Origin of the sequence: Clostridium beijerinckii (genome assembly GCF_036699995.1) — a bacterium.
In the GTDB taxonomy this organism is placed as follows: domain Bacteria; phylum Bacillota; class Clostridia; order Clostridiales; family Clostridiaceae; genus Clostridium; species Clostridium helianthi.
In genome coordinates, this window is the sequence record NZ_CP144906.1 from 2,045,115 (window position 1) to 2,070,557 (window position 25,443).

Sequence of the window (25,443 nt, forward strand, 5' to 3'; positions counted from 1 at the left end):
AATATATTTAAATTTTAGGAGGCTAACAATGAGGATTGTAGATTTATTACACAAACAAGGCATAAACTTAAATTTTAATCCAAATACAAAAGAACAATGCATAAATGAATTAGTTGATTTAATGGACAAAACTGGGAATTTAAATAATAAAGAAGAATATAAAAAAGCAATATTAGCTAGGGAAGAATTAAGTACAACCGGGATAGGGGACGGAATAGCAATTCCACATGGAAAAACAAGTGCAGTAAAGAAAGCATCTCTTGCAGCTGCAATTTGTAAAAAGGGTGTCGATTATGATTCGTTAGATGGTCAACCAGCACATCTTTTCTTCATGATTGCTGTACCAGATAATAATGATAATTTACACTTAGAAGTATTAGCAAGATTATCTACTATATTAATGGATGAATCATTTAGAACAAGCTTAGTAAACTGTTCTGATAAAGAAGAGTTTTTAAGGTTAATAGATAAGAAGGAAATGGAAAAGTTTCCTGAAGAGGTAAAGGGGGAAATAGAGATGAATAAAAGTGGTTATAGAGTATTAGCAGTAACTGCATGTCCAACAGGGATTGCGCATACTTACATGGCGGCTGAAAGTCTTGAAAGTAAGGGGAAAGATATGGGAGTCTCAATAAAAGTTGAGACAAATGGTTCTGGCGGCGCTAAAAACGTTTTAACAAAAGAAGAAATAGCAAATGCAGAATGTATAATTATAGCGGCTGATAAAAATGTAGAAATGGCTAGATTTGATGGTAAGAGAGTAATTAAAACCAAAGTTGCAGATGGAATACACAAGTCAACTCAATTAATTGAGGAAGCTATAAGTGGAAATGCTCCAATATATCATCATGCTGGAGGCGCTGATAGCAGTGAAGATGTTTCAAACGAATCAGTTGGACGTCAAATTTATAAGCATCTTATGAATGGTGTATCACATATGTTACCGTTTGTAATAGGTGGTGGTATATTAATAGCTTTAGCATTCTTATTTGATACATTTAATCCTGCTAATCCGAGTGGTTTTGGTACAGGTACACCATTAGCTGCAGTTTTGAAGAATATTGGTGGTACTGCATTTGGATTTATGTTACCGGTTCTTGCTGGATTTATTGCAATGAGTATTGGAGATAGACCAGCTCTTTCAGTAGGTTTTGTTGGTGGTGCTTTAGCTAGTGCCGGTGTTACTTTTGCAAGCGCATTTGATCCAAAGGTTCCAGCAGTTTCTGGTGGTTTCTTAGGTGCATTACTTGCAGGTTTCATTGCTGGATATTTAGTTGTTGGTCTTAAGAAGTTATTTGCAGGTTTACCAAACAGTTTAGAAGGTATAAAGCCAGTATTTTTATATCCGTTACTAGGAACATTTTTAATCGGTGTTATAATGTTATTCATAAACCCAATTATGGGATCGATAAATACAGGTATCACTGGTGCACTTAATTCAATGGGTGGTACAAGTAAGATTCTTTTAGGTATTGTTTTAGGTGGTATGATGTCAGTTGATATGGGTGGTCCAGTTAACAAAGCAGCTTATCTTTTTGGTACAGCATCACTTGCTAGTGGAAACTTTGATATAATGGCAGCTGTTATGGCTGGTGGTATGGTTCCACCACTTGCAATTGCAATATGTACTACAGTATTTAGAAATAAATTTACTGAAAAAGACAGGCAAGCAGGTCTTGTAAACTATATAATGGGATTATCATTTATCTCAGAAGGTGCGATTCCTTTTGCGGCAGCAGATCCAATAAGAGTACTACCATCTTGTATAATCGGTTCAGCAGTTGCTGGAGCTCTTTCAATGGCATTTGGATGTGCATTAAGAGCACCTCACGGTGGAATATTTGTTATTGCAATCGTAACTAACCCGCTTCAATACTTAGGAGCAATAGTCATTGGGGCAATAGTTGGTGCAATAATATTAGGAATAATAAAGAAACCAGTACAAAAATAAGATTTATGGGAAAATAAGAGGGTAAGTTAATATAAGGGTATAGGAAGCAGTGGAAGTTAAGAACATCCACTGCTTCTTTTATTGACTGCTAAATAAAATGAAAGGAAAAATATTTCTATAAAAAAGGATAAAATATAAGATTTTCTTATATATCTTTTTTATGGATTTGTATCATATGTTACGTAAAAATATAAAATAATATGGTATTATAAATTTACAAATAAAACATAATATAAATAAGTATTCGAAGTAAATAAATATGGATTTTTAAATTGTTTTAAGTTTAAAAATAACAAAGGTTTTATTTTCTAGTTAAATACTTTTGCTATAGGAGGAGAAAAAATATGAGTTTATTTTTAGGAAAGATACACTATTGGTTATTTAATAAGATTTTATGGTTTGAAAAATTAGAAGGTGAGATAATAAATCTTGCAAAAGAGGAAGGCTTAAATGTAGATGAGTTGCGTAAAGAAATCAATGAAAAGTATGGTGAACCAACTCCGAATCTTCCACTAGAAGAGATGATAGATACAAGTAACATCCATGGATGGTTACAAGGAAAAATTCATTCAGCAGAAGGAAGAATGGCTGCGTGGACAACAAAACTTATAATTAATAATAAAGGTGTTACTACAAAATTAGAAGAGATTTATTCTAGCCAAGGAATTAAAGCTGCAAGTGAAGTTAAAGAAAAGGGAATGGAGCTTACAAATGCAGGTGAAATTTTTGACAGTATCAATGATTATATTTTAGATGGAATGCCATGTGATAGAGTCAATGAAGTAATTAAAGCAGAAGAAGATATCGTTGAATGGAAGAGAAGAGTATGCGTTCATAGTGATATTTGGAATAAAGAAGAAGGTGACGTTGATTATTTCTACAAGCTAAGAAGTTTATGGGTTAAAGAATTTGTAAATGCAGTTAATTCAGATTTTGAGTATGTTGAAGAAAGCAACAATACAATGGTGATAAGAAGAAAATAAGATTCTTAGAATTAAGAATTTTTATGGGTTAATAATTAAGAATAATAGTACCCAGCTATATTTTTGGTTATACGATGATTAAATTTATTACTATTATTTGTAATGAAAATATGTAATAGGAGGAAAAGATATGGATGCTATAGATTTAATGATGGAAGAACATAAGTATATAAAAAGAATGTTGGTCGTTGTAAGAAAAGCTTGTTTTAGATTATACAAAGGTGAGAAAATAAGTTATGATGATTTTAATTCTATGATCGGTTTTATTAGAAATTTTGCTGATTCTCATCATCATAAGAAAGAAGAAGTGATGCTTTTTAATAGAATGATTGAAGAAATAGGCCCGACTGCTGAAAAAATAGTTAAGCATGGTATGCTTGTGGAGCATGATCTTGGAAGGCTACATATAAGTGAACTTCAAGCTGCACTTAAAAATCTAAAAGATGGGGATGAAGAAGCTATTTTAGACGTAATTTCTAATGCTATCTCCTATACGCATTTATTAGAGAGACATATTGATAAAGAAGATAAAGTTGTATATACATTTGCCAAAAGAGAATTAAACGAAGGCACATTAACAGGTATAAATAAGGAATGTATTGACTTTGAAGAAATAAATAATCACATAAAAAAAGATAATATTTTAATATTAGAAGAATTGGAGAAGAAATACAATTCATAAGTAAAAGGTGTTATAGTGGGAAGCAACTGTAACACCTTTATTTTTATATATAAGTATACACTTAATGGGTGTATAAAAAATACTGATTTATGTAATTTAGAAATCAGTACAAACTAATTACTTTCTTGATTTTTTATAAGTATATGTTTTTTGTTATAAGGCTTTAGATAAAATATGTTTTTCTAATGATAAAATTTGAATAAAAAATTATAGCAAGATAAAGTATAAAAAACTTTATCTTGCTATAAAATATCCTCTAAAGTATATTTGCTAAATTCATCAACAAAAGAATTAATAGATGACGATAATATGGCTTTTAATTTACATTTTGAAGTGGAACAAGTATGCTTTGCACTTGAAAAACATTCAGATACAGTTATACTTTCCTCTGTAATTATTAATATTTTTCCGAGGTTTATGTCTTTAGGCTCCATCCCAAGTTTTAAGCCGCCATTTCTTCCTTTGGTTGATATTACATATTCAGTTTTACCTAATCGATGAACGATTTTCTTTAAATGATGTTCAGATATTTCAAGGTTAGATGCCAATTCTTCTACAGTGCATATTTTATCTTGATTCTTAGCTAAATATATTAAAATTCTAAAAGCATAATCTGAAAACTTAGATAAGTTCAAATTTTCACATCCCTTCTGTAGTTTTATTATACCTTATAATGAAAAAAAGTAAATTGGTTAAAAATAAAATGTGCATTTGTATTGCACATTAAAAAAACCTGTGCTAATATTAAGGTGTATTTAGAATGCACTTTAAAATTTATACATATAAAGAAATTATATATAATAATTGCATTTATGAAGTTTAGATAGGTGTTAAAAACATAGTTAATTAAATATTAGTTAGATAGGAGAATTGTTATGGATAAGAGTTTGTTAAAAGTGTGTGATTTAAGAATTGAAGCAGATGATAAAGAGATTTTAAAAGGATTAAATCTTGAAATAAATAAAGGCGAAGTTCACGTAATAATGGGACCCAATGGAGCTGGTAAATCTACTCTAGCCAATGCTCTTTTAAATAATCCTAAATATAAAAGATTGAGTGGAGATATAGAATTCGAAGGGGAAAACATAAATGAATTAAAGACTGATGAAAGAGCTAAAAAAGGTTTGTTTTTGTCATTTCAATACCCAGAAGAAATTCCAGGAATAACTGTAGAGAATTTCTTAAAGTATGCTAAGAGAACTACAGATGGAAATGTGCTAAAACATTTTAAGTTTGACTTAGATTTAAAGAACAATATGAAGGAATTAAAAATAGATGAAAGCTATGCAAGCAGATATTTAAATGTAGGATTTTCAGGTGGAGAAAAGAAGAAAAATGAAATACTACAAATGTTAACTTTAAATCCAAAGTTAGCAATTTTAGATGAATCAGATTCTGGACTCGATGTTGATGCTATAAGAATTGTTTCTAAAGGAATTAAAATGTTCTCAAATGAAAATAATGGAGTTTTAATTATTACTCATAATACAAAAATATTAGAAAATTTAAAACCCGATTATGTCCATGTATTAGTAGATGGAAGAATAGTAAAAACAGGAGATGGAAGTTTAGCTAGTGAAATTGAAGAAAAAGGATATGAATCTTTTAAAGAAAATGTAGCTATATAAAGGTGGTGAAATAAGATGGAAAACAAAAAGAAGACTTATATAGATGAAATGGATAGAGGAATCTATGATGTTAAAAATGAAGATAGATTTAGTTTTAAATCTGAAAAGGGATTAACAAAAGATATAATTGAGACTATTTCAGAAGAGAAAAATGAAGCTAAATGGATGAGAGATTTTAGATTAAGATCTTTAGAAATATATAATAAATTGAAATTACCAACATGGGGACCATCCTTGGATGAGTTAGATATGGATAACATTGTAACCTATGTAAGGCCAAAAAGCAGCTTAGTTGGTTCTTGGGATGAAGTGCCTGAGGATATAAAGAAAACTTTTGATCTACTAGGTATTCCAGAAGCTGAAAAGAAATCACTTGCTGGAGTTGGAGCACAATATGACTCAGAAGTAGTTTATCACAGTATAAAAGAAGATTTAGTAAAACAAGGCGTAATTTATACTGATATGGAAACAGCTTTAAGAGAACATGAGGATTTAGTTAAAGAATATTTTATGAAGTGTGTTACACCTAATGATCATAAATTTGTTGCACTTCATGGGGCAGTTTGGTCAGGAGGATCTTTTGTGTATGTTCCTAAAGGGGTTAATGTTGACATACCGCTTCAATCTTATTTCAGATTAAATTCACCTGGAGCAGGACAATTTGAACATACACTAATTATTGTAGATGAAGGAGCAAAACTTCACTTCATTGAAGGCTGCTCAGCTCCAAAGTATAGTGTTACAAATTTACATGCTGGCTGTGTTGAGCTATATGTAAAAGAAGGAGCAACACTAAGATATAGCACAATAGAAAACTGGTCAAAGAATATGCTTAACTTAAACACTAAGAGAGCAATTGTTGAAAAGAATGGAACAATAGAATGGGTATCAGGTTCTTTTGGATCACAAATATCGATGTTATATCCTATGAGTATATTAAAAGGTGAAGGAGCAAGAGCAGAATTTACAGGTGTATCTTTTGCAGGTAAGGGACAAAACTTAGATACGGGAGCAAAGGTTATACATGCTGCACCAAACACTTCTTCTACTATAAACTCAAAATCAATTTCTAGAAATGGCGGAAAAGCTACTTATAGAGGAGTGTTAAAGGTAAATTCAAATGCCTATAATTCAAAATCTATGGTATCCTGTGAATCTCTAATGTTAGATAATAAATCAAAATCAGATACTATTCCAGTAATTGATTTATTAAATGATGATGTTGAAATTGGGCATGAAGCAAAAATAGGTAAGATAAGCGATGATTCTATTTTCTACCTTATGACTAGAGGAATAAGTGAAGATGAAGCTAAATCTATGATAGTAAGAGGATTTGTAGAACCTATTTCAAAAGAATTACCATTAGAATATGCAGTAGAAATGAACAATTTAATCAACATAGAATTAGAAGGAAGCATAGGGTAGGTGAGAGAAATGAATGCTATACAATTTAATAATTTAAATAAAACTCCAATAAGAACTAAAAGCTGGGTTAATATTAATGATATAAGCCTTGGAGAATTAAATATTGGAGAAATTAAAAAGTTTGATAATGTTGAAATCAAGAGATTAGAAGGCGTTGATATTCAAAAGTTAGAAAATGATAAATTATTACCTCTATATAGAGAATTTCAATATGGAGTCAGTGAAGATTTAATAAACGAAGGTAAAGAAGGTTTCAACCAAGGTTATGTAATAACAATAGGCAGAAATATAAAAACTGAAGAACCAATAATTATAGAATTTAATTTGAATAAAGATAATAGCTCCTTAGTAGATAATTTAATAATTGTTGGAGAAGAAAATTCGAAAGCTTCTATTATAGTAAAGTATAAATCTTTGGACGATTCAACTGGTTATCATAATGGAATTTGTACTATATATTCAAAGAAGAATAGTGAAATTAAACTAACTAAAGTGAATTTTTTAAATGAAAATACCGTTCATTTCGATTCTAATGTTTCAGATATTGAAGAAGATGGAAAGGTTGATTTTATATCAGTAGACCTTGGAGGACAATATAGTATTTACAATTATCATGGAGATTTAATAGGTGATAAATCAGCTGCCAATATAAATTCTATTTATTTAGGAAATAAAGATAAACTTATAGACATTAATTACATTATTACTCACAAAGGTCAAAGAAGTAATTCTAATATAAATGTTAAAGGAGCACTTCAAGGAAAAGCTAGAAAGGCTTTCAAAGGAACTTTGGATTTTAAAACTGGTGCATCTAAAAGTGTTGGTGCAGAAGATGAATATTGTATGCTCCTTTCAAAAGAAGCTAGAGCTAAAGCAATGCCAGTGCTATTATGTGCAGAAGATGATGTTTCAGGAGAACATGCAGCATCTTCAGGAAGAATTGATGAAAACAAATTATTTTATTTGATGTCCAGAGGATTAAGTTATGATGAAGCTAAGATTGTTATTGTTAGAGCTGCATTTAATCCAATAATAGATTCGATTGGTGATAATGACGTTATAGAAGAAATATTACAAGAAGTAGACAGGGGACTTAAAAATGAATAATATAGATTTTTTGAAAGATTTCCCTGTTTTAAGGGCCAACGAAAATGGGGAAAGATTAGTTTATTTAGATAGCGGTGCTACAACTCAAAAGCCTGTTCAAGTTTTAGAAGCTATTGAAAAATACTATAAAGTAAGTAATGCAAATCCTCATAGAGGTGCTTATAAGTTAAGTATTGATGCAACTCAAGCTTATGATAACGCTAGAGAAAAGATTAGAAGATTCATTGATGCAGAATTTTCAAAAGAAATAATTTTTACCAAAAATGCAACAGAAGGCTTTAATCTTATAGCATCTTCTTATGGAATGAATAATATAAATGAAGGTGATGAAATTGTAATTTCAATTGCTGAGCATCATTCAAACCTTATTCCATGGCAGATTGTAGCTAGAGCTAAAAAAGCAACCTTAAAATATATGTACGTAAATGAAAACGGAGAAATTCCAGAAGAAGAAATTAAAGATAAGATTACTGAAAGGACTAAACTAGTTAGCATAACCCATGTTTCTAATGCACTTGGAACTATAAATCCAGTTAAAGAAATTACAGAATATGCTCATTCAAAAGGTGCTAAAGTAATTGTAGATGGATCACAAAGTGTACCACATATGAAGGTAAGTGTAAGAGACTTAGATGCGGATTTCTTAGTATTTTCAGGTCATAAACTTTTAGGTCCAATGGGAATTGGTGTAGTTTATGGTAAGAAGGAGCTTTTGGAAATCATGCCACCATATATAGTTGGTGGGGATATGATCGAATATGTTTATGAGCAGGAAGCAACCTTTGCGGAATTGCCATCTAAATTTGAAGGTGGAACACAAAATGTTGAAGGTGCTGTAGGGCTTGCAGCAGCTATTGATTATCTAGAAAATATAGGTATGGATAAAATAGATGAAATAGAAAGAGAACTTACAAGTTATGCTCTTGAAAAATTCCAAGAAATGCCTTATGTAAAGCTATATGGGCCTAAGGATTTAAGCCATAGAGGTGGAATTATTTCTTTTGACATAGAGGGAGTTCATCCTCATGATGTTGCTTCAGTTTTTGATTCTCATGGTGTTGCAATAAGATCAGGCAATCATTGTGCTCAGCCATTAATGAGATATATGGGTATAAATGCAACCTGCAGAGCTAGTTTCTACTTTTATAATACAAAAGAAGATGTAGATAAGTTAATTGAAGCAACAAAGAAAACATATGAAATGTTTTTAAAATGGAGGTAATTTAGATGGATTTAAATGCTATTTATACAGAACTTATTATGGAACACAGCACTTCTAAGCATAATAAGAGAAACTTAGATCACCCAGATATTAAGGAAAAAGGTCATAATCCTAGCTGTGGAGATGAAATTACTTTAGAACTTAAATTAAACAATGGTGTTATTGAAGATTTAGCTTTCACAGGGCAAGGATGTGCAATATCTCAGGCATCTACATCAATAATGATAGATTTGATAAAAGGTAAAAATATCGAAGAAGCATTAAAGCTTACAGAAACTTTTATCGGAATGATTAAAAGAGAAATTAAAGATGATGAAGAATTATATGCATTAGAAGATGCTATGGCCTTTAAAAATATCTCTAACATGCCAGCAAGAGTTAAATGTGCAGTTTTAGCATGGCATACTTTGAAGGAAGCTTTGGAAAAATAATTATTATTAGATAGTATAGAACCTAGACATTATTTAAAATCAAACGAAATGCAAAATGTGTTTATTTTCAGTCAAGTAAAAACTTTAAATTCTTATACAAATATAGAAAAAGCTAGTACCTATTTTTTATTAATATGAAAGTTGTGGTATGTGAAAAATATAAATTTGAACATTTTAAAAGTTATAATACTCTCATGTATTTCCGTTGGAAACATACGAATAAGTGAGAATATTATAACTTTTGTTTATTTAATCTAAAATTATACTATCATTTGAAGAACATGGAATTACTTCATTGAAAAATACATACTATCAAAATCTTTTAGTAATACTATAAATGAAGATAGAATTAATAATTAACAATATAGAAACAAAGAGAAAATGAGGTAAATACAATGAGAAAAATGAAAACTATGGATGGTAACACAGCTGCTGCATATATGTCATATGGATTTTCGGAAGCAGCAGTGATTTTTCCGATAACTCCATCATCACCAATGGCAGAACATGTGGATGAATGGGTTTCACAAGGGAAAAAAAATATTTTTGGGCAACCGTTAAAAGTTGTTGAAATGCAGTCAGAAGCAGGTGCAGCAGGTGCACTGCATGGTTCGCTTCAAGCAGGTGCATTAACAACAACATATACAGCATCTCAAGGATTATTACTAATGATTCCTAATATGTATAAAATAGCAGGAGAATTGCTGCCATGTGTCATACATGTAGCTGCTAGAGCCCTTGCAACATCGGCACTAAGTATATTTGGAGATCATCAAGATGTTATGGCAGCAAGGCAAACAGGGTTTGCAATGCTTGCAGAAGGATCTGTTCAAGAAGTAATGGATTTAAGTGGAGTGGCACATTTAGCTACTATAAAATCACGGATACCTTTTATGAATTTTTTTGATGGATTCAGGACATCTCATGAAATTCAAAAAATAGAGGTAATTGAACCAGAAGAACTTGTTAAGGTACTAGATTATAAGGCACTTGATGAATTTAGAAAAAGAGCTTTAAATCCAAATCATCCTGTTATAAGAGGAACTGCTCAGAATCAAGATATTTACTTTCAAATGCGCGAGGCTGTAAATAAATACTATGATGATGTTCCGGAAATTGTTGAACAATATATGACTGAGATTACTAGGCTTACAGGTAGATCATATCATTGTTTTGATTATTATGGAGCACATGATGCTGATAGAATTATAATTTCTATGGGGGCAGTAAATGATGTTATAGAGGAAACTGTAGATTTTCTAAATAATAATAAACAAAGAGTAGGTCTTGTAAAAGTAAGGTTATATAGGCCATTTTCAGTGGATAAACTATTGAAGGCTATTCCAAAGACTGTAAGAAAAATTGCAGTTTTAGATAGAACGAAAGAACCAGGGTCAGTTGGAGAACCACTTTATCTAGATGTATCAAGAGCATTTTTTGGAATGGATAATGCTCCGATTGTTGTTGGTGGAAGATTCGGACTTGGATCAAAAGATCCGACACCAGCTCATATTGCTGCTGTATATGATAACCTATTTTTAGATGTACCAAAAAATAACTTTACAATTGGAATAATTGATGATGTTACAAATACATCTTTAAGAACATTTGAACATATAGATGCCACTCCTGATGGAATTACATCATGCAAATTCTGGGGCTTAGGATCAGATGGTACAGTTGGCGCGAATAAAAGTGCAATTAAGATTATCGGAGATAATACAGATATGTATGCTCAAGGATACTTTGATTACGATTCTAGAAAATCAGGAGGACTTACAGTTTCACATTTAAGATTTGGTGATAAGCCAATTAAATCTAGATATCCAATTGATAGACCGGATTTTGTTGCGTGTCATAATCAATCTTATGTGTATAAATATCATGTAATTAGAGGGTTAAAAAAGAATGGTAAATTTATATTAAATACAATTTGGACGCCTGAAGAATTGGATGAGAGATTACCAGCATCTATAAAAAGGTATATTGCTCAAAATCATATAGAATTCTATATAATAAATGCAGTTAAAATAGCTCAAGATGTTGGCCTTGGAGGAAGAATAAACATGATAATGCAAGCTGTATTCTTTAAAATAGCAAACATAATTCCAGTTGAAGATGCTATTAAATTCTTAAAAGAAGCAGTTGTTAAATCATATGGTAATAAAGGCGAAAAAATTGTTAATATGAATCACGCAGCAATAGATGCAGGGTTAGAGGGAATAACTAAAATTAAGGTTCCTTATAGTTGGAATACTGATTTAGACGATAAACTTGAGCTTGATGAGAATTTTCCAGAATTTATTAAAGAAATTACTAGGCCAATGAATAGGTTAGAGGGCGATTCAATGCCAGTGTCCCATTTCGTAAAAGCAGGAATACAAGATGGTACTTTTATGTCTGGAACAACGTCTTATGAAAAGAGAGGAATAGCTGTAAATGTTCCTGAGTGGATACCAGAAAATTGCATCCAATGTACACAATGTTCATATATATGCCCACACGCTACAATTAGAGCATTCTTGCTAAATGAAGATGAAAAAGAAAAGGCTCCCGAAAGTCTAAAAGTATTAGATGCAAAAGGAATAAAAGGTGATGAAAAGTTATATTTCTCAATTGGTGTTACTCCGCTTGATTGTACTGGATGTGGTAATTGTGCACAAGTATGTCCAGCACCAGGTAAAGCCTTAGTAATGAAATCACAAGATAGTCAACATGAGCAAATTGAAACTTGGAATTACTATATGGAAAGAGTTAAACCTAAAAATCCGCTAAATAAATACACTCTTAAAGGAAGCCAATTTGAAAGACCATTACTTGAGTTTAATGGAGCATGTGCAGGTTGCGGTGAAACTCCATATGCAAGGCTTGTGACACAATTATTTGGTGATAGAATGATGATTGCAAATGCTACAGGGTGCTCATCAATTTGGGCAGCAGGGTCATATGAAATGGCATATACAGTTAATGAACATGGTCATGGACCAGCATGGGCAAATTCATTGTTTGAAGACAATGCTGAGTTCGGATATGGAATGTATTTAGGTGTTAAAACAATAAGAGAGAGAATAGCGAATAATGTTGCTATTGCCCTTGAAAGCAATATGTCAGAGGAAACTAAAACTGTACTTAGAGAGTGGTTAGATAATAAAGATATTGGGGATGGAACAAGAGAAAGGGCAAAAAGGCTAGTTGAAGCTCTTGAAAAAGAAAATAGTGAAATTGCTACAGAGATATTAAAGGATAGAGAATATTTCGTAAAGAGGTCACAGTGGATATTTGGAGGCGATGGCTGGGCTTATGATATAGGTTATGGTGGTCTCGATCAAGTGATAGCAATGAATGAAAATGTAAATATATTAGTATTTGATACAGAAATTTACTCAAATACTGGTGGTCAGTCATCAAAATCAACTCCGACAGCAGCAATTGCAAAATTTGCTGCATCTGGGAAGAGGACGAAGAAGAAAGATTTAGGAAGAATGGCCATGACATATGGATATGTTTATGTAGCTCAAGTTTGTATGGGAGCAGATAAGAATCAAACGATTAAAGCTATAACAGAAGCAGAAGCATATGACGGTCCATCATTGATAATAGCATATTCTACATGCATTAATCATGGAATAAAAGTAGGAATGTCAAATACTCAAGAAGAAGAAAAAAAGGCAGTTGATTGTGGATATTGGCATCTTTATAGATATAATCCAGCGTTAAAGGGAGAAAAGAATCCATTTATATTAGATTCTAAAGATCCAAAAGGAGAGTTCAAAGATTTCTTGATGGGCGAAGTAAGATATGCATCTCTTGCTAAAGCATTTCCAGAAGAGTCAGAAAAATTATTCGAGAAAACAGAATCTGAAGCGAAAGAAAGATTAGAAATTTATAAAAGATTGGCAAATCAACAATGATTGTATAGAAAAGATTAAACACAAAATATTGTAATTTAAATTTAGTAGGAAATAACATATTAACTCTGTAACCAGAAGTTGATATGTTATTTTTTTATATAAATATTCTTTACGAATAATTTATTATACATATAAATATTATTAAATATAAATATTATAAAGGAGTTAAGTGTGTATAAATTAAAAGAACTGAATATTGTACACATTAGAATATTCTATATAGAAATCATTCATAAGGATTCCGAAGAGAGACATGGAGGAGTTTAAATGAAAAAAAATATATTGATGGAAAGAATTTTTCATGATATTAATTATGATAATTATGTTGTACAGTATCAAGGAGATATTGAAGCTGAGATCTCTAAAATACCAGATTATTATGTTACAGTGATCAATGATAGATATGCCATTGTATCTGTTAAAAAAGATGTAGAAATTAATATGGGGAATGAACCATATATTTCATCAATTGTATATGTTATTCCTGCAGAATTTTATACTTTACAAGATATTTCGCCAGTAGATGCATCTCAAGCTAGCTTTTTACAAACCGGATCTCAATTAAATTTAACAGGAAAAGGTGTAAATGTAGCAATTATTGATTCTGGTATCGATTATCTTAGCGAAGAGTTTATGGATGCTAATGGGGAAACAAGAATTGAAAATATTTGGGATCAAACATTGATAAGTAACGCCGAAAACGGTTCGGAATCTGTACCGTTTGGGGTATTATTTGATAGAAATAAAATAAATGATGCTATAAGAGCAAGTAGGGAGGGAGGATCTCCAGATGATATAGTTCCAAGCAGAGATGAAATTGGACATGGGACGAATATGGCTGGAATAATTGGAGCTAGTGGAAAGAATCCGAATTTAAGGGGTGTTGCACCAGACTGTAATTTTGTAGTAGTAAAACTTATAAGAGATTTTTCATATGAGGTCCAGTTTCCAGACGTAATAATTCCTGTGTTTAATATAACTGCTATTTTTGCAGCATTGCAATATGTGTATGAATATGCTTTAACGACCAACAAACCAATGGTTATATATTTTCCTCTTGGAAGTAGTTTGGGAAATCATAAGGGAGAAGGTATACTGGAAGACTTTATAGATGCAATATCAAGCAATGGAGGAATAGCGGTAGTTACTGGTACTGGAAATCAGAGGAATGCTGGCGGCCACACATCTGGTTCAGTAACTCAGATTGTTGGAGCGCAATCACCTGGTGCTGGGGTTGCGGAGTTAGAAGCGTCACCTGAACAAAAAAATATATGGGTGCAAATATGGGCTGATTTGCCTAACATAATGACGGTTGAAATAGTTTCACCATCAGGGGAAAGTTCTGGGATATTGAGTTTAATAATTAATTACACCATAAATCATACTTTTATTTTTGAGAAGACCTCAATTAGAGTTAATTTTTATTTTCCAGAAGAAGTAACTGGAGATGAGTTGATAAGGATAAGATTTTATAATTTGCAGCCTGGTATATGGAGAATCAGAATACTGGCGAATTATATTTCTAATGGAAGATTTAATGCTTGGATACCACAAAAGGGGCTAACAGTTGGAGATACAAGATTTAGTTTTTCAGATCCATTTGGAACTATAACAAATCCAGGAAACTCAATATACGCTATAACTGTAGCGGCATATAATCAAAATAATAACAATATTGTTGATTTTTCTGGTATGGCCTTTTTGGAATCCTACACTGATAGAATAGATGTTGCAGCAGGTGGAATAAATGCACTAACGGTTGCCCCGAATAACACAACGGCAGTAGTAAGCGGAACTAGTGTATCAGCGGCTGTCGTATCTGGAGTTTGTGCTATGCTATTTCAATGGGGGATTGTAAATGGAAATGAACCTAATATGTATGCACAAACTATTAAAGCATATCTTGCAAAAGGAGCAATGGCGAGAAGTGGAGATGTTACTCCAAATCCATATTGGGGTTATGGCATATTGAATGTACCAAGGATTTTTGAAAATATGACATAGAGAAAGAGTAATTAAAGCAATATTTTAATTATCCTTTTACGTGAGGATTCAGTAGCAAGAGGCGGTGTTATATCAGCGAGAGGAAATATTAAACTTGGAATAGCTGGAAGTCCTTCGGGGGTAACAACCAGGTTGGAAGTGTTGCAAGGAGGAATTATAACTGCAAAAATTGCATATAGCAATACAGATTTTTGTTTTGGAGAAAGATTAAAAACATTAGATGTCTCAAGTAAAGATATTAAGGCATATGTAAATAAAGAAGGAGAAATAATAATTGAGAAGTTTGTACTGTAAAGAATTATAGATTTTCTCATGTGTGTTGATAGGATTTCAAATTTTTACTTTGATTATTTAGGTGAACATTTATTCAATTAAAACATACTATAATATAAAATGAATTTTGTTCTCTAAAGTTTGGAGGAAAAATATGAGATATGAAAAAATTGAATTAACGTATTCGTATAATTCACTAGAACCATACATTGATGAAGAAACTGTAAAAGTACACTATACTAAACATCTTCAAGGATATGTTGATAAACTAAATAATGTTCTTAAGGGATATGAGAAATTTACAGAGGGAAAAACTTTAGAGCAAATACTTTCAAATCCAAATAAAATACCTAAAAAAATTTATCGCGATGTTATAAATCAAGGTGGAGGTGTATTAAATCACAATTTATATTTTTCAATTCTTTTCCCTTATCCTAAAAAGGAACCTGAAGGGAAACTACTTAACGAAATAGTCAGTACTTTTGGTTCACTAGAAATGTTAAAGAAGCTTGTTAGCGAAGCTGCAATAAATAAATTTGGATCAGGCTATGGCTGGCTAGTTAAAGATAAACGTGGTAAGCTGAAAGTTGCAAATAGTTCAAATCAGGATACACCTCTAAGTTTTGGATTTACTCCAATACTAACAATAGACGTTTGGGAGCACTCGTATTATCTGAAATATAAAAATTTACGTGGAGATTACGTTAAAAACATATGGAATTTAATTGACTGGGCGCGAGTTGAGGAATTGTATAAGAATGATAATTTGGTTTGATTTTAATTTCCGTCAATAAAGAGAGCTTTACTTTAGTTAAAGTTCTCTTTTCTATATGTACTAAAATAAAATCAAGATGGCGTATAGTAAATTATTATACACAATTCATAAAATAAGAATTATAATAAAGGAAAATTTAAAATTAATTTTTGGGGTAAGGAGAGCATATATGACGGAACTTAAAAAAATATCAGGACCAAGATTAAAGAGTTTATTAGAAGAAAATATAAATATTAAAGAGAAACTCATAAATGAAAAATATTTAACAAATACTTTAGTTAAAAATAGTTGTTTAGAATATATAAATGAAGAAAGGATAGAGATTAGTGCATGCAAGTTTGAAAATGTTGTGTTCAGTGAATGTTGTTTAAGAAATGTAGATTTAGCAGATATAATATTTGAAAATTGTGATTTATCAAATATTGATTTTTCAAATGGAAGTATACATAGGGTAGAATTTAATAATTGCAAGCTTTTAGGAGCTGATTTTAGTGATAGTAGTATACAAGACGTTTTTTTTAAAGATACAGTTAGCAGGTACTCAAACTTTGGATATTCAAAAGTCAAAAATGTAAAATTTCAGGAATGCGATATGAGAAGTAGTATGTTTTTGGAATGTGGCTTCACTTATGTTGCATTTAATGGATGCGATTTAGCTAACTCTGAGTTTACCAATACTCCTCTTAAAAAAGTAGATTTTAGGGAAAATAATATATCAGACATATCGCTAACAGGAAGAGAGCTAAAAGATGCTATTGTATCGCCTATGCAGGCAGTAGAGCTAGCAAGGTTTCTTGGTGTAATAGTTAAATAGTATTATTTGGGTTGCAGTAAAATTATCTGTAGGCGATTTATTTTTTTGCTTTAAGGATTAGATTTTTTTAAGTTAGGGTATAAGTTTCAAAATATTTTTGAAAGATTGATAAACTTATGGAGAGTGATATAATAATTGTAATGTAAAATTAATTTAGGAGGAACAATAAGTGGAAAAGATAGCATTAATTACTGATAGTGCATCGGATATAAGTATAGAGTTATTAGAAGCAAACAAAATAAGGCTTCTGCCGTTTAAAATTATATATGCGGATAAGGAATACGAGGATAGAATTGATATAACTCCACAATTTATGTATGATAGATTAAAAACAGAAATTCCAAAAACATCACTACCAAGTATTGAAAAAATAACAAGCGTTTTGAAAGAAGTTATTAGTGAGGGATTTACGCATGCAATAATAATAACTATTTCATCTGCATTTTCTGGAACATATAACGCAGTAAGATTAATTTGTGAGGAATTTGAAGAGTTGAAAACTTTTGTTTTTGATTCTAGAACATTAACAATGGCAGAAGGTGCAATGGTTTTAGAAACTGCAAGGTTAATTAGAGAAGGTAAAACATTTAATGAAATAATTGAAATTCTACCTACATACAGAGAGAAGATCGATTTATTTTTTACAATAGACACTTTAGAATATCTTCAAAAAGGGGGAAGGATTGGTAAAGTGGCAGGAACAATAGGAGAGTTTTTGAATCTAAAGCCAATAATAACTGTAGCAGAAGATGGAACATATAGAACGGCGGCTAAAGTTAGAGGTTCAAAGCAAGCTGTATCTAAATTAACTAGTATATTTAAAATGTATTTAGAAAAAGGTAGATATAAAGCTTGGATTTTAGATGGAAATGGTTTTGATAAGGTACAAAATCTATACTGTTTGATAAAAGATTTACCCAATGTAGTTGAATGTACAATAGCTGGAACAATAGGTCCAGCGCTTGGTGTAAATACAGGACCAGGACTTGTAGGTCTCGCAATCGAGAGAATAGATGAATAAGAGGTATTACAAATAAACTTCTAGTAAGTTAAGTGAAATTAAATTTCTAACTTACTAGAAGTTTAATTTTTGCATATAAATATTTTTTAGTATATAGGAAAAACTAGTCTTTATAAAAATAAAGACAAACAGGAGGAATTAAAATGAATTTTCCAACATCTTTTCCAAAACAAGAACAAAAAGAACAACCAGGACTAGAGTATGAAATGAATCCGGCTCCAATATACGATGATCCAAGTTATAATAAAAAAGGAGACATATTAAAGGATAAGATTGCAATAATTACTGGAGGTGATAGTGGAATCGGAAAGGCGGTTGCGATAGCATATGCCAATCAAGGTGCTGACATAGTGATTGCTTATTATAATGAAAATAAAGATGCAGAAGAAACAAAAAAAATAATAGACAATATAGGCAGAAAATGTACCTTAATTAAAGGTGATATTAGTGATCCTAATTTTTGTAATAATGTTTTAGAAAAAACTATTGAAGAATACGGAAAAATAGATATATTAGTTAATAATGCAGCGGTTCAATATGAAAGTACGGATTTCAAGCAAATAAGTGACGAGCAATTTGATAAGACATTTAAGACAAACGTATATGGAACATTTTATATGACAAGGGCAGCATTAAATCATTTGAAAGCAGGCGGATGTATAATAAATACTGCCTCAATAACTGCATATAAAGGAAATGAAACATTAATTGATTATTCAATGACTAAAGGTGCTATAGTTACATTAACAAGATCTTTATCTACTGCATTAGCAAAAGGAAAAACTAATATAAGAGTAAATGCTATTGCACCTGGGCCAATCTGGACACCATTAATTCCAGCAAGCTTTGATGAAAAAAAGGTTGAGAAATTTGGATCGGATACACCATTGGGAAGAGCTGGTCAGCCAGTAGAGTGTGCTGGAGCTTATGTGTTTCTAGCGTCACAATGTGCCTCATATATCACAGGGCAAGTGATTCATGTTAATGGTGGAGAAATAGTAAATGCGTAGATTAAACAAATAAATTTGTACATAATGTTTTGGATAACAATTTTATATAAGTTATATTAAGGAATTTATATTGTAAGCTTACTTTTAGAGTGGCGAAACTAATAGTAAAACTTATTATATAAATTATATAAATCAAAATCATGATTTTAAGATTGTAAAATATTGATTAGAAAATCTAGAGCCAGGAATAAAATCTTGGCTCTTTTGATTTAAGTAACGTTTCCATAGAAAGTAAAATATATTAATGAAAAATGCTAAAAGAATAATACTAGCATTTATGTTTGCGGAAACTATAGATTAAAATATACTATTTATCAACAGAAGATAGTAGTTAGAGTTATGGCATCAAATAGATAGGTATATATGTAATGCTGGTTTGAAAGGTAAAATAAAATAAAAAATCTTGACTACACATAGATGAATATCTATACTATATACATAGATTAATAAAATGGTTAATATTGAAAAAGGAGTTAAATGTGTGTAAGAAATATGATAAGAATGGAAGAATTTTAAAGGCACTTTCAGATCCTAATAGGCTCAAAATAATAGACTTATTATCTTGTGGAGAAAAATGTGCGTGCGAGATATTAGAGAGTTTTAAATTTACACAACCTACCTTATCTCATCATATGAAGGTATTAATAGATTGTGGATTGGTTAAAGCAAGAAAAGATGGAATTTGGAACTTGTACAAGTTAGACACAAATAATTGTAATAGATTAGTGTTGTTTTTACTTAATCTAATTACAGAAAATGAGGATTGTACACAAAATGATAAGAAAAATGAAGATTTTAATTAAAAGTTAATATGAAAGTACGATTTTGTTAACCTTTATAATATATTAAATATAATGTACTTATTAAAAATAATAAAAATTTATAAAAACGGAGATGAAATGAAACAAATTGATTTAACTAAAGGAAAAACACTGAATGTTCTAACAAGATTATCAGTACCAATAATGGGAAGTTCATTACTACAATTTACATATAATCTAGTTGATATGCTGTGGGTTGGCGGACTTGGAAGCAATGCTGTCGCAAGTGTTGGATCAGCAAGCTTTTTTGTAGGTCTTGGATATTCCATAAATTCATTAGTAGTTATAGGAACAGGAATAAAAGTTGCGCATGCTATAGGTAAAAAAGAAGAGAATGAGATAAAAGAATATATTAATGCAGGCCTTTTAATTAATGCAGCAATGTCGTTTATTTTTGGATTTATACTTATAATATTAGGAAGAGCACTTATAAATTTTTTAAATATTAATGATATCGTAGTTGAAAAAGGTGCATATGATTTTTTACTTTTCAGTGGGCCTACAATAATTTTTGCATTTTTTAATCTTTTATATGCAAGAATATTGGGGAGTTTTGGGAATAATAGATTAGCATTTAATATAAATGTTGTAGGAGTAGTTGCAAATATAATATTAGACCCGATTTTTATTTATGCTGTAAAACTAGGAGTTGAAGGAGCAGCAATTGCAACAATGATTGCTAATATTATAATGTTTTTGTTATATTTATTTAGATCATCGGGAACACTTAGGTATAATTTTAGTGTAAAAATTGATTATAATAAGATAAAGGAAATAATAATTTTAGGATTTCCTATGGCTATACAAAGAATTTTATTTACTATAATAAATATATTTCTTGCAAAAATAATAGCTATATTTGGATCAGATGCAATAGCAGCTCAAAAAATAGGACTTCAAATTGAATCTATTACATATATGGTTATTGGTGGTCTTCATGGTGCGATAGCTGCATTTACAGGTCAAAATTTTGGAGCAAAAAAATATAAAAGAATTAAAGAAGGATATAATACAGCACTTAGGATAGGAATTATATACTCTCTTCTTATGGCATTTATATTCATGTTTTTTAGTACACCATTTGTTAAATTATTTGTTAAAGATCAGCAAACAATTGCAATAGCGAATATGTACTTGCAAGTAGTAGCATTTTCTCAATTATTTAGTACTACAGAAACTGTATCTAATGGATTATTTACAGGTATAGGAAAACCTAAAATATCTTCAATTATAAGCGTTATATTTACAGCACTACGAATACCAATGGCTTTAGCTTTAATAAAACCATTTGGGTTAAATGGTATTTGGATAAGTATTTCTATATCGAGTATTCTAAAAGGAAGTGTAGCTTATATATTATATATAATTGAGGTGAAAAGAAAATATAAATAGAAATTAATAAAATATATAGATAAAATTTATATGGGGAGGCAGTCAATGTTAAATGAACTTAAAGAATTATTTACACCTTTTGAGTTATTAAAAGGTAATTATGGTATAGAAAGAGAAAGTTTAAGAGTAAATAATAAAGGGGAGTTATCAGTTAAAAGACATCCAGCAGTGTTTGGTGAGAAAGTGGAAAACAAATATATAACTACAGATTTTGCTGAAAGTCAAATAGAAGTTATAACACCACCATTTAAAAATATAGAGGAAACTTATAATTTTTCTAAAGTGCTATATGATATTGTTGCAATGGAAACTGAGGATGAATACTTATGGCCACAGTCTATGCCGGGAATAGTACCTACCGATGATAAAATTAGAATTGCAGAATATGGTGATAATGAAAAAGGTAGGGAAGCTAGACGTTACAGAGAAAATTTAATAAAAAAATATGGGGGCAAAAAACAGCTTATATGTGGGATCCATTATAATTTTTCCTTTGATGATGATTTCTTGAAAAAGTTATACTGTTTATATGAAAGACAGAACACTTATAAGCTTTTCAATGGAATATTTAGTAAAAATAGGAAATTGGGATACAAGGAGTTTAAAAATAACTTATACTTAAAGGTTACAAGAAATTACTTGAGGTATAGGTGGATTATTATATATCTTTTAGGAGCAAGTGGAGTTGTTGACAAAAGCTATATGGGACCTTGTATGAATTCATCTAAGGAAATTGCACATGATAGTTTTTCAAATGAAGGGGCTTTGTCTTATAGAAATAGTGAGTGTGGATATAAGAATAAAATAGATCTATATCCTAGTTATAATTCTGTTGATGAGCATATTGAAAGTTTAAGGAGATTTGTAAGCGATAAGCTTATAGGAAGTCATAAAGAATTATATAGCTGTGTAAGGCTAAAACCAAAAGATCCAAGTGATTTCTTTAATTCTCTTGGCAAAGATGGAATCCAATATCTAGAATATAGAAGTATTGATATTAATCCTTTTGAAAAAGGAGGAATAAGCTTAGATGATCTTTATTTTCTTCAAATATTTAATTTGTTTTTGCTAATTAATGAAGAAACTGACTACGATAGATGGCAGGAAGAGGGAACAGAAAACCAAAATATAATTTCAAAACTAGGACAAAAAGATGTTTTATTAAAGAAAGATGGAGAGCTTATTTCCAAAGAGACTTGGGGATTAGAAATATTAAATAATATAAGAGATATTAATGATAAATTGAATCTTGGCAAAGAAAGAATTATTGACTTGATGATCGAAAAAATTAAGAATAATCAACTAACATACGCTTATAAAATTGAAAAAAAAGTAAAAGAAGAAGGATATATCAATGCCCATTTAGATATAGCACAGAAATATAAAGAAGATTCTTATAAAAACAGATTTAAATTGGAAGGATATGAAGAATTAGAGCTATCCACTCAAATATTAATGAAAGAAGCCATTAAAAGAGGAGTAGAAGTTGAAGTTTTGGATAAATCCGAAAATTTCATATCACTTAGAAAGAATAATAAAGTAGAGTATATTAAGCAAGCAACTAAAACATCAAAAGATAGTTATATAACTGCTTTAATTATGGAGAATAAGAGTGTAACTAAAAAGGTTCTTTCTGATAGTGGCATTAAAGTTCCAAAAGGAATTGAGGTAAATTCAATAGATGAGTCTTTTAATATAGTAAAAGAATTTACTAAAAAGCCAGTTGTTATTAAACCAAAATCAACAAATTTTGGGATAGGCATAAGCATATTTAAAGAAGGTGCCGATGAAGAGAGTATTAAAAAGGCTTTTGAACTCGCATTTAAATATGATAATACAGTCCTCATAGAAGAATTTGTTAAGGGAAAAGAATATCGTTTTTTAGTTATAGACGGTAAAGTGGCAGGAATACTTCATAGAGTTCCTGCTAATGTTAAAGGGGATGGAGTCAGTTCTATTAAGGAACTAGTGGAAATAAAGAATCAGGATCCGTTAAGAGGCCATCACTATGTAACACCACTTGAAAAGATAATTTTAGATGAAAGTGCAGAATTATTTTTAGAGCAACAAAATAAAGATTTTAATTATATCCCTGAAGAAGACGAAATTGTTTATCTAAGAGAAAATTCAAACATAAGCACTGGCGGAGATAGTATAGATTATACTGATAGTATTCCTGAAAAGTTTAAAAGAATAGCTGTAAATGCAGCCGATGCTGTCAACGCAAGAATTTGTGGAGTTGACATGATGCTTGAAAATTTTAATGACGAAAATTCTAATTACTCAATAATTGAACTTAATTTTAATCCTGCAATTCATATTCATTGCTATCCTTATAAAGGTATGGAAAGAGAAATTGGTGTAGAAATATTAAGGGTATTAAACTTCGTTTAAAATATATAAATATAAAAATAAGGGAAGCTCTCAAAAGAGCTCCCTTTAATATAATTAGCTATAATTATAGAGATTCAACAGCTAAAGCTGATAATACTGCATTAGTTATAGTTAATCCAGCTGTTACAGCAATTAAGCTAGTTGGCTCAAGTTGAACTGTATAAGTTGTATTAGCATAAGCTGGATTGCAATCACAAAATTGAAAACTAAATGATTCAGATTCTAAGACACTAACTGTTTCAGCGAAAGTAAATGTTCCACCGATTGGTTGAGGAGCTCCATCACCAACTGTTTTTATTAGTGTGAAATTTAAATTTACTAAAATATCTACAGGTAAAGAAATTATGCTAGTAAATGTTAAAAGCACTTTAGGATTACACATATTAGTAGTATCTATAGAGACACTAGCTACAGGTATAGGTCTAGATAATGGTGTTGAAATTATAGGCAATGGTCCAACTCCACCAGAACCAACATTTAGTAAAGCTCTACCAGGTTCTGGAGCACGATTGTAGCATCTGCAACTAGGGCGATTGTCAGAATAAGTGTAGCTAGGACGATTGTCGGAATAATTGCAGCTAGGACGAGTATCGTAGCAATCATAATCATGTTCATTTTCACAAATAATATTCATAAATTACCTCCATACTATCATAAGTTTATCAAGTTTTTCTCCGTATAATTTAGTTGTAAGAGATTCTTTTTATATTATATTGTATGAGAAATATATAAAAATGTGATGTATTAGAAAATCTAATATTTTATAAATTTTTATGAGTATAATGATTAAATGCAAAGGTATTTATATTTTAGGAATATACAAATTTAACTGATAATTTAAAAGATGAGGTGTAACTCAATGATAAAGAATGATTATATGAAAGAGATAGAAAATACTTTAACATTAACAAATGAAGAAGTAAGAAAGGATATAGTAAATGGTGATATAGGAGAAGCTAAAGAAAAAATAAATAAAAAACTTAAGGCTCTCGTAGGAATCGATATAGGAACTATAGACATATTTTCTTTCAGTAGTATAGAAAGTTTTATAGGTAAAGAAACGCATTATAATGCAGAAAAATTTATAGCATTTGGAAGTCTTATGAAACTTCAAGGACTAATTAGTGATAAGGAAAATAATGAAAGTGCCAAAATTCAATATTATGAAAAATCATTAGAAGGTTTTTATAAAGCTTATACTGAAGATGATGAGATAAATGAGAAATATCTTTATGAAGCAGCAGAAGTAGCGGATGAATTAATTAATTATGAACTTTCCTTAGACTTAGACAAGAAAATCTTTAGAATATATGAACTGACCAATAAGCTTGATAGAGCAGAGGATACCTTATTTTACATTCTTAGAAAGACTCATAATGATGGTAGCATTATCTTAGAAGGAATTAAATTTTACAATAGACTTAAAGAAAAAGATTACGATGAATTAACGGAAGGTAATCTTCCTATAGAGGAAGTTAAAGATGGAATTTTGGAGCTTGAAAGAAGATTAGGTTTATAAATCTTTGTTAAATACAACTGGGTAAATTATGTAGTTAAAATTACTTGCTATTTGTATCATAGGAACATTGCTAAAAATAA

21 protein-coding genes are annotated in these 25,443 nt (G+C 30.5%); 19 read left to right on the forward strand and 2 right to left on the reverse strand.

Annotation, left to right across the window (positions count from 1 at the left end; all coding sequences use genetic code 11):
• The first annotated feature begins 28 nt into the window (after positions 1-28).
• The 3 genes from PZA12_RS09555 to PZA12_RS09565 all read left to right on the forward strand — a co-directional run bounded on the left by PZA12_RS09555 (position 29) and on the right by PZA12_RS09565 (position 3,616).
• The gene (locus PZA12_RS09555; protein WP_078117050.1) at positions 29-1,951 is read left to right on the forward strand and encodes a PTS fructose transporter subunit IIABC; all 1,923 of its coding nucleotides are present in this window, start codon (positions 29-31) and stop codon (positions 1,949-1,951) included.
• Positions 1,952-2,295: 344 nt separating this feature from the next.
• Positions 2,296-2,934, forward strand: coding sequence for a hypothetical protein (locus PZA12_RS09560; protein WP_103698296.1), 639 nt, complete (start codon positions 2,296-2,298; stop codon positions 2,932-2,934).
• A gap of 130 nt (positions 2,935-3,064) precedes the next feature.
• Positions 3,065-3,616 carry a hemerythrin domain-containing protein gene (locus tag PZA12_RS09565; RefSeq protein WP_023975080.1) on the forward strand — a complete coding sequence of 184 codons (552 nt, stop codon included), beginning with the start codon at positions 3,065-3,067 and terminating at the stop codon, positions 3,614-3,616.
• A gap of 242 nt (positions 3,617-3,858) precedes the next feature.
• Here PZA12_RS09565 and PZA12_RS09570 read toward each other — a convergent pair whose 3' ends face one another.
• The gene (locus tag PZA12_RS09570) at positions 3,859-4,251 is read right to left on the reverse strand and encodes an RrF2 family transcriptional regulator (RefSeq protein WP_017209651.1); all 393 of its coding nucleotides are present in this window, start codon (positions 4,249-4,251) and stop codon (positions 3,859-3,861) included.
• Positions 4,252-4,491: 240 nt separating this feature from the next.
• Here PZA12_RS09570 and sufC point away from each other — a divergent pair, with 240 nt between their 5' ends.
• From sufC to gshAB, 15 genes are all read left to right on the forward strand, one after another.
• Complete coding sequence (gene sufC, locus PZA12_RS09575; protein WP_023975079.1) at positions 4,492-5,244, forward strand: Fe-S cluster assembly ATPase SufC; 753 nt, start codon at positions 4,492-4,494, stop codon at positions 5,242-5,244.
• 15 nt (positions 5,245-5,259) lie between these two features.
• Positions 5,260-6,669 (forward strand): Fe-S cluster assembly protein SufB, encoded by a 1,410-nt coding sequence (sufB, locus tag PZA12_RS09580; protein WP_103698297.1) that lies wholly within the window; start codon positions 5,260-5,262, stop codon positions 6,667-6,669.
• A gap of 9 nt (positions 6,670-6,678) precedes the next feature.
• Positions 6,679-7,776, forward strand: a complete 1,098-nt coding sequence (gene sufD / locus PZA12_RS09585; protein ID WP_031275876.1) for a Fe-S cluster assembly protein SufD — start codon at positions 6,679-6,681, stop codon at positions 7,774-7,776.
• Positions 7,769-8,998, forward strand: a complete 1,230-nt coding sequence (locus tag PZA12_RS09590) for a cysteine desulfurase (RefSeq protein WP_078117047.1) — start codon at positions 7,769-7,771, stop codon at positions 8,996-8,998. Before sufD ends, PZA12_RS09590 begins: the two co-directional genes overlap by 8 nt.
• 5 nt (positions 8,999-9,003) lie before the next feature.
• Positions 9,004-9,429: a Fe-S cluster assembly sulfur transfer protein SufU gene (gene sufU, locus PZA12_RS09595; protein WP_077839008.1), complete on the forward strand. Its 426-nt coding sequence runs from the start codon at positions 9,004-9,006 to the stop codon at positions 9,427-9,429.
• Between the two features lie 395 nt (positions 9,430-9,824).
• Positions 9,825-13,340: a pyruvate:ferredoxin (flavodoxin) oxidoreductase gene (gene nifJ / locus PZA12_RS09600; protein WP_078117046.1), complete on the forward strand. Its 3,516-nt coding sequence runs from the start codon at positions 9,825-9,827 to the stop codon at positions 13,338-13,340.
• 267 nt (positions 13,341-13,607) lie between these two features.
• Positions 13,608-15,344: a S8 family peptidase gene (locus tag PZA12_RS09605; RefSeq protein ID WP_103698298.1), complete on the forward strand. Its 1,737-nt coding sequence runs from the start codon at positions 13,608-13,610 to the stop codon at positions 15,342-15,344.
• A 132-nt stretch (positions 15,345-15,476) separates the two neighbouring features.
• Positions 15,477-15,638: a hypothetical protein gene (locus PZA12_RS09610; RefSeq protein WP_242964589.1), complete on the forward strand. Its 162-nt coding sequence runs from the start codon at positions 15,477-15,479 to the stop codon at positions 15,636-15,638.
• A gap of 133 nt (positions 15,639-15,771) precedes the next feature.
• A complete protein-coding gene (locus PZA12_RS09615) occupies positions 15,772-16,392 on the forward strand; it encodes a superoxide dismutase (protein ID WP_077839011.1) in 621 nt (206 codons plus the stop codon).
• Positions 16,393-16,561: 169 nt separating this feature from the next.
• Positions 16,562-17,206: a pentapeptide repeat-containing protein gene (locus PZA12_RS09620; protein ID WP_103698299.1), complete on the forward strand. Its 645-nt coding sequence runs from the start codon at positions 16,562-16,564 to the stop codon at positions 17,204-17,206.
• 169 nt (positions 17,207-17,375) lie between these two features.
• Entirely contained in the window at positions 17,376-18,227 is an 852-nt protein-coding gene (locus PZA12_RS09625) for a DegV family protein (protein ID WP_103698300.1), read from the forward strand.
• 143 nt (positions 18,228-18,370) lie between these two features.
• Complete coding sequence (locus PZA12_RS09630; protein WP_103698301.1) at positions 18,371-19,237, forward strand: SDR family oxidoreductase; 867 nt, start codon at positions 18,371-18,373, stop codon at positions 19,235-19,237.
• Positions 19,238-19,716: 479 nt separating this feature from the next.
• Positions 19,717-20,040 carry an ArsR/SmtB family transcription factor gene (locus PZA12_RS09635; protein WP_103698302.1) on the forward strand — a complete coding sequence of 108 codons (324 nt, stop codon included), beginning with the start codon at positions 19,717-19,719 and terminating at the stop codon, positions 20,038-20,040.
• A 96-nt stretch (positions 20,041-20,136) separates the two neighbouring features.
• Positions 20,137-21,450: an MATE family efflux transporter gene (locus tag PZA12_RS09640; protein WP_103698303.1), complete on the forward strand. Its 1,314-nt coding sequence runs from the start codon at positions 20,137-20,139 to the stop codon at positions 21,448-21,450.
• Positions 21,451-21,495: 45 nt separating this feature from the next.
• On the forward strand, positions 21,496-23,844 hold the full coding sequence (gshAB, locus tag PZA12_RS09645; protein WP_103698304.1) for a bifunctional glutamate--cysteine ligase GshA/glutathione synthetase GshB: 2,349 nt from the start codon (positions 21,496-21,498) through the stop codon (positions 23,842-23,844).
• Positions 23,845-23,908: 64 nt separating this feature from the next.
• On the opposite strand, the gene PZA12_RS09650 is transcribed toward gshAB, so the two are convergent.
• Positions 23,909-24,478 carry a DUF4489 domain-containing protein gene (locus PZA12_RS09650; RefSeq protein ID WP_103698305.1) on the reverse strand — a complete coding sequence of 190 codons (570 nt, stop codon included), beginning with the start codon at positions 24,476-24,478 and terminating at the stop codon, positions 23,909-23,911.
• A gap of 225 nt (positions 24,479-24,703) precedes the next feature.
• Between PZA12_RS09650 and PZA12_RS09655 the strand changes: the two genes are divergently transcribed.
• The gene (locus PZA12_RS09655; protein ID WP_078117037.1) at positions 24,704-25,363 is read left to right on the forward strand and encodes a DUF6483 family protein; all 660 of its coding nucleotides are present in this window, start codon (positions 24,704-24,706) and stop codon (positions 25,361-25,363) included.
• Positions 25,364-25,443 lie beyond the last annotated feature (80 nt).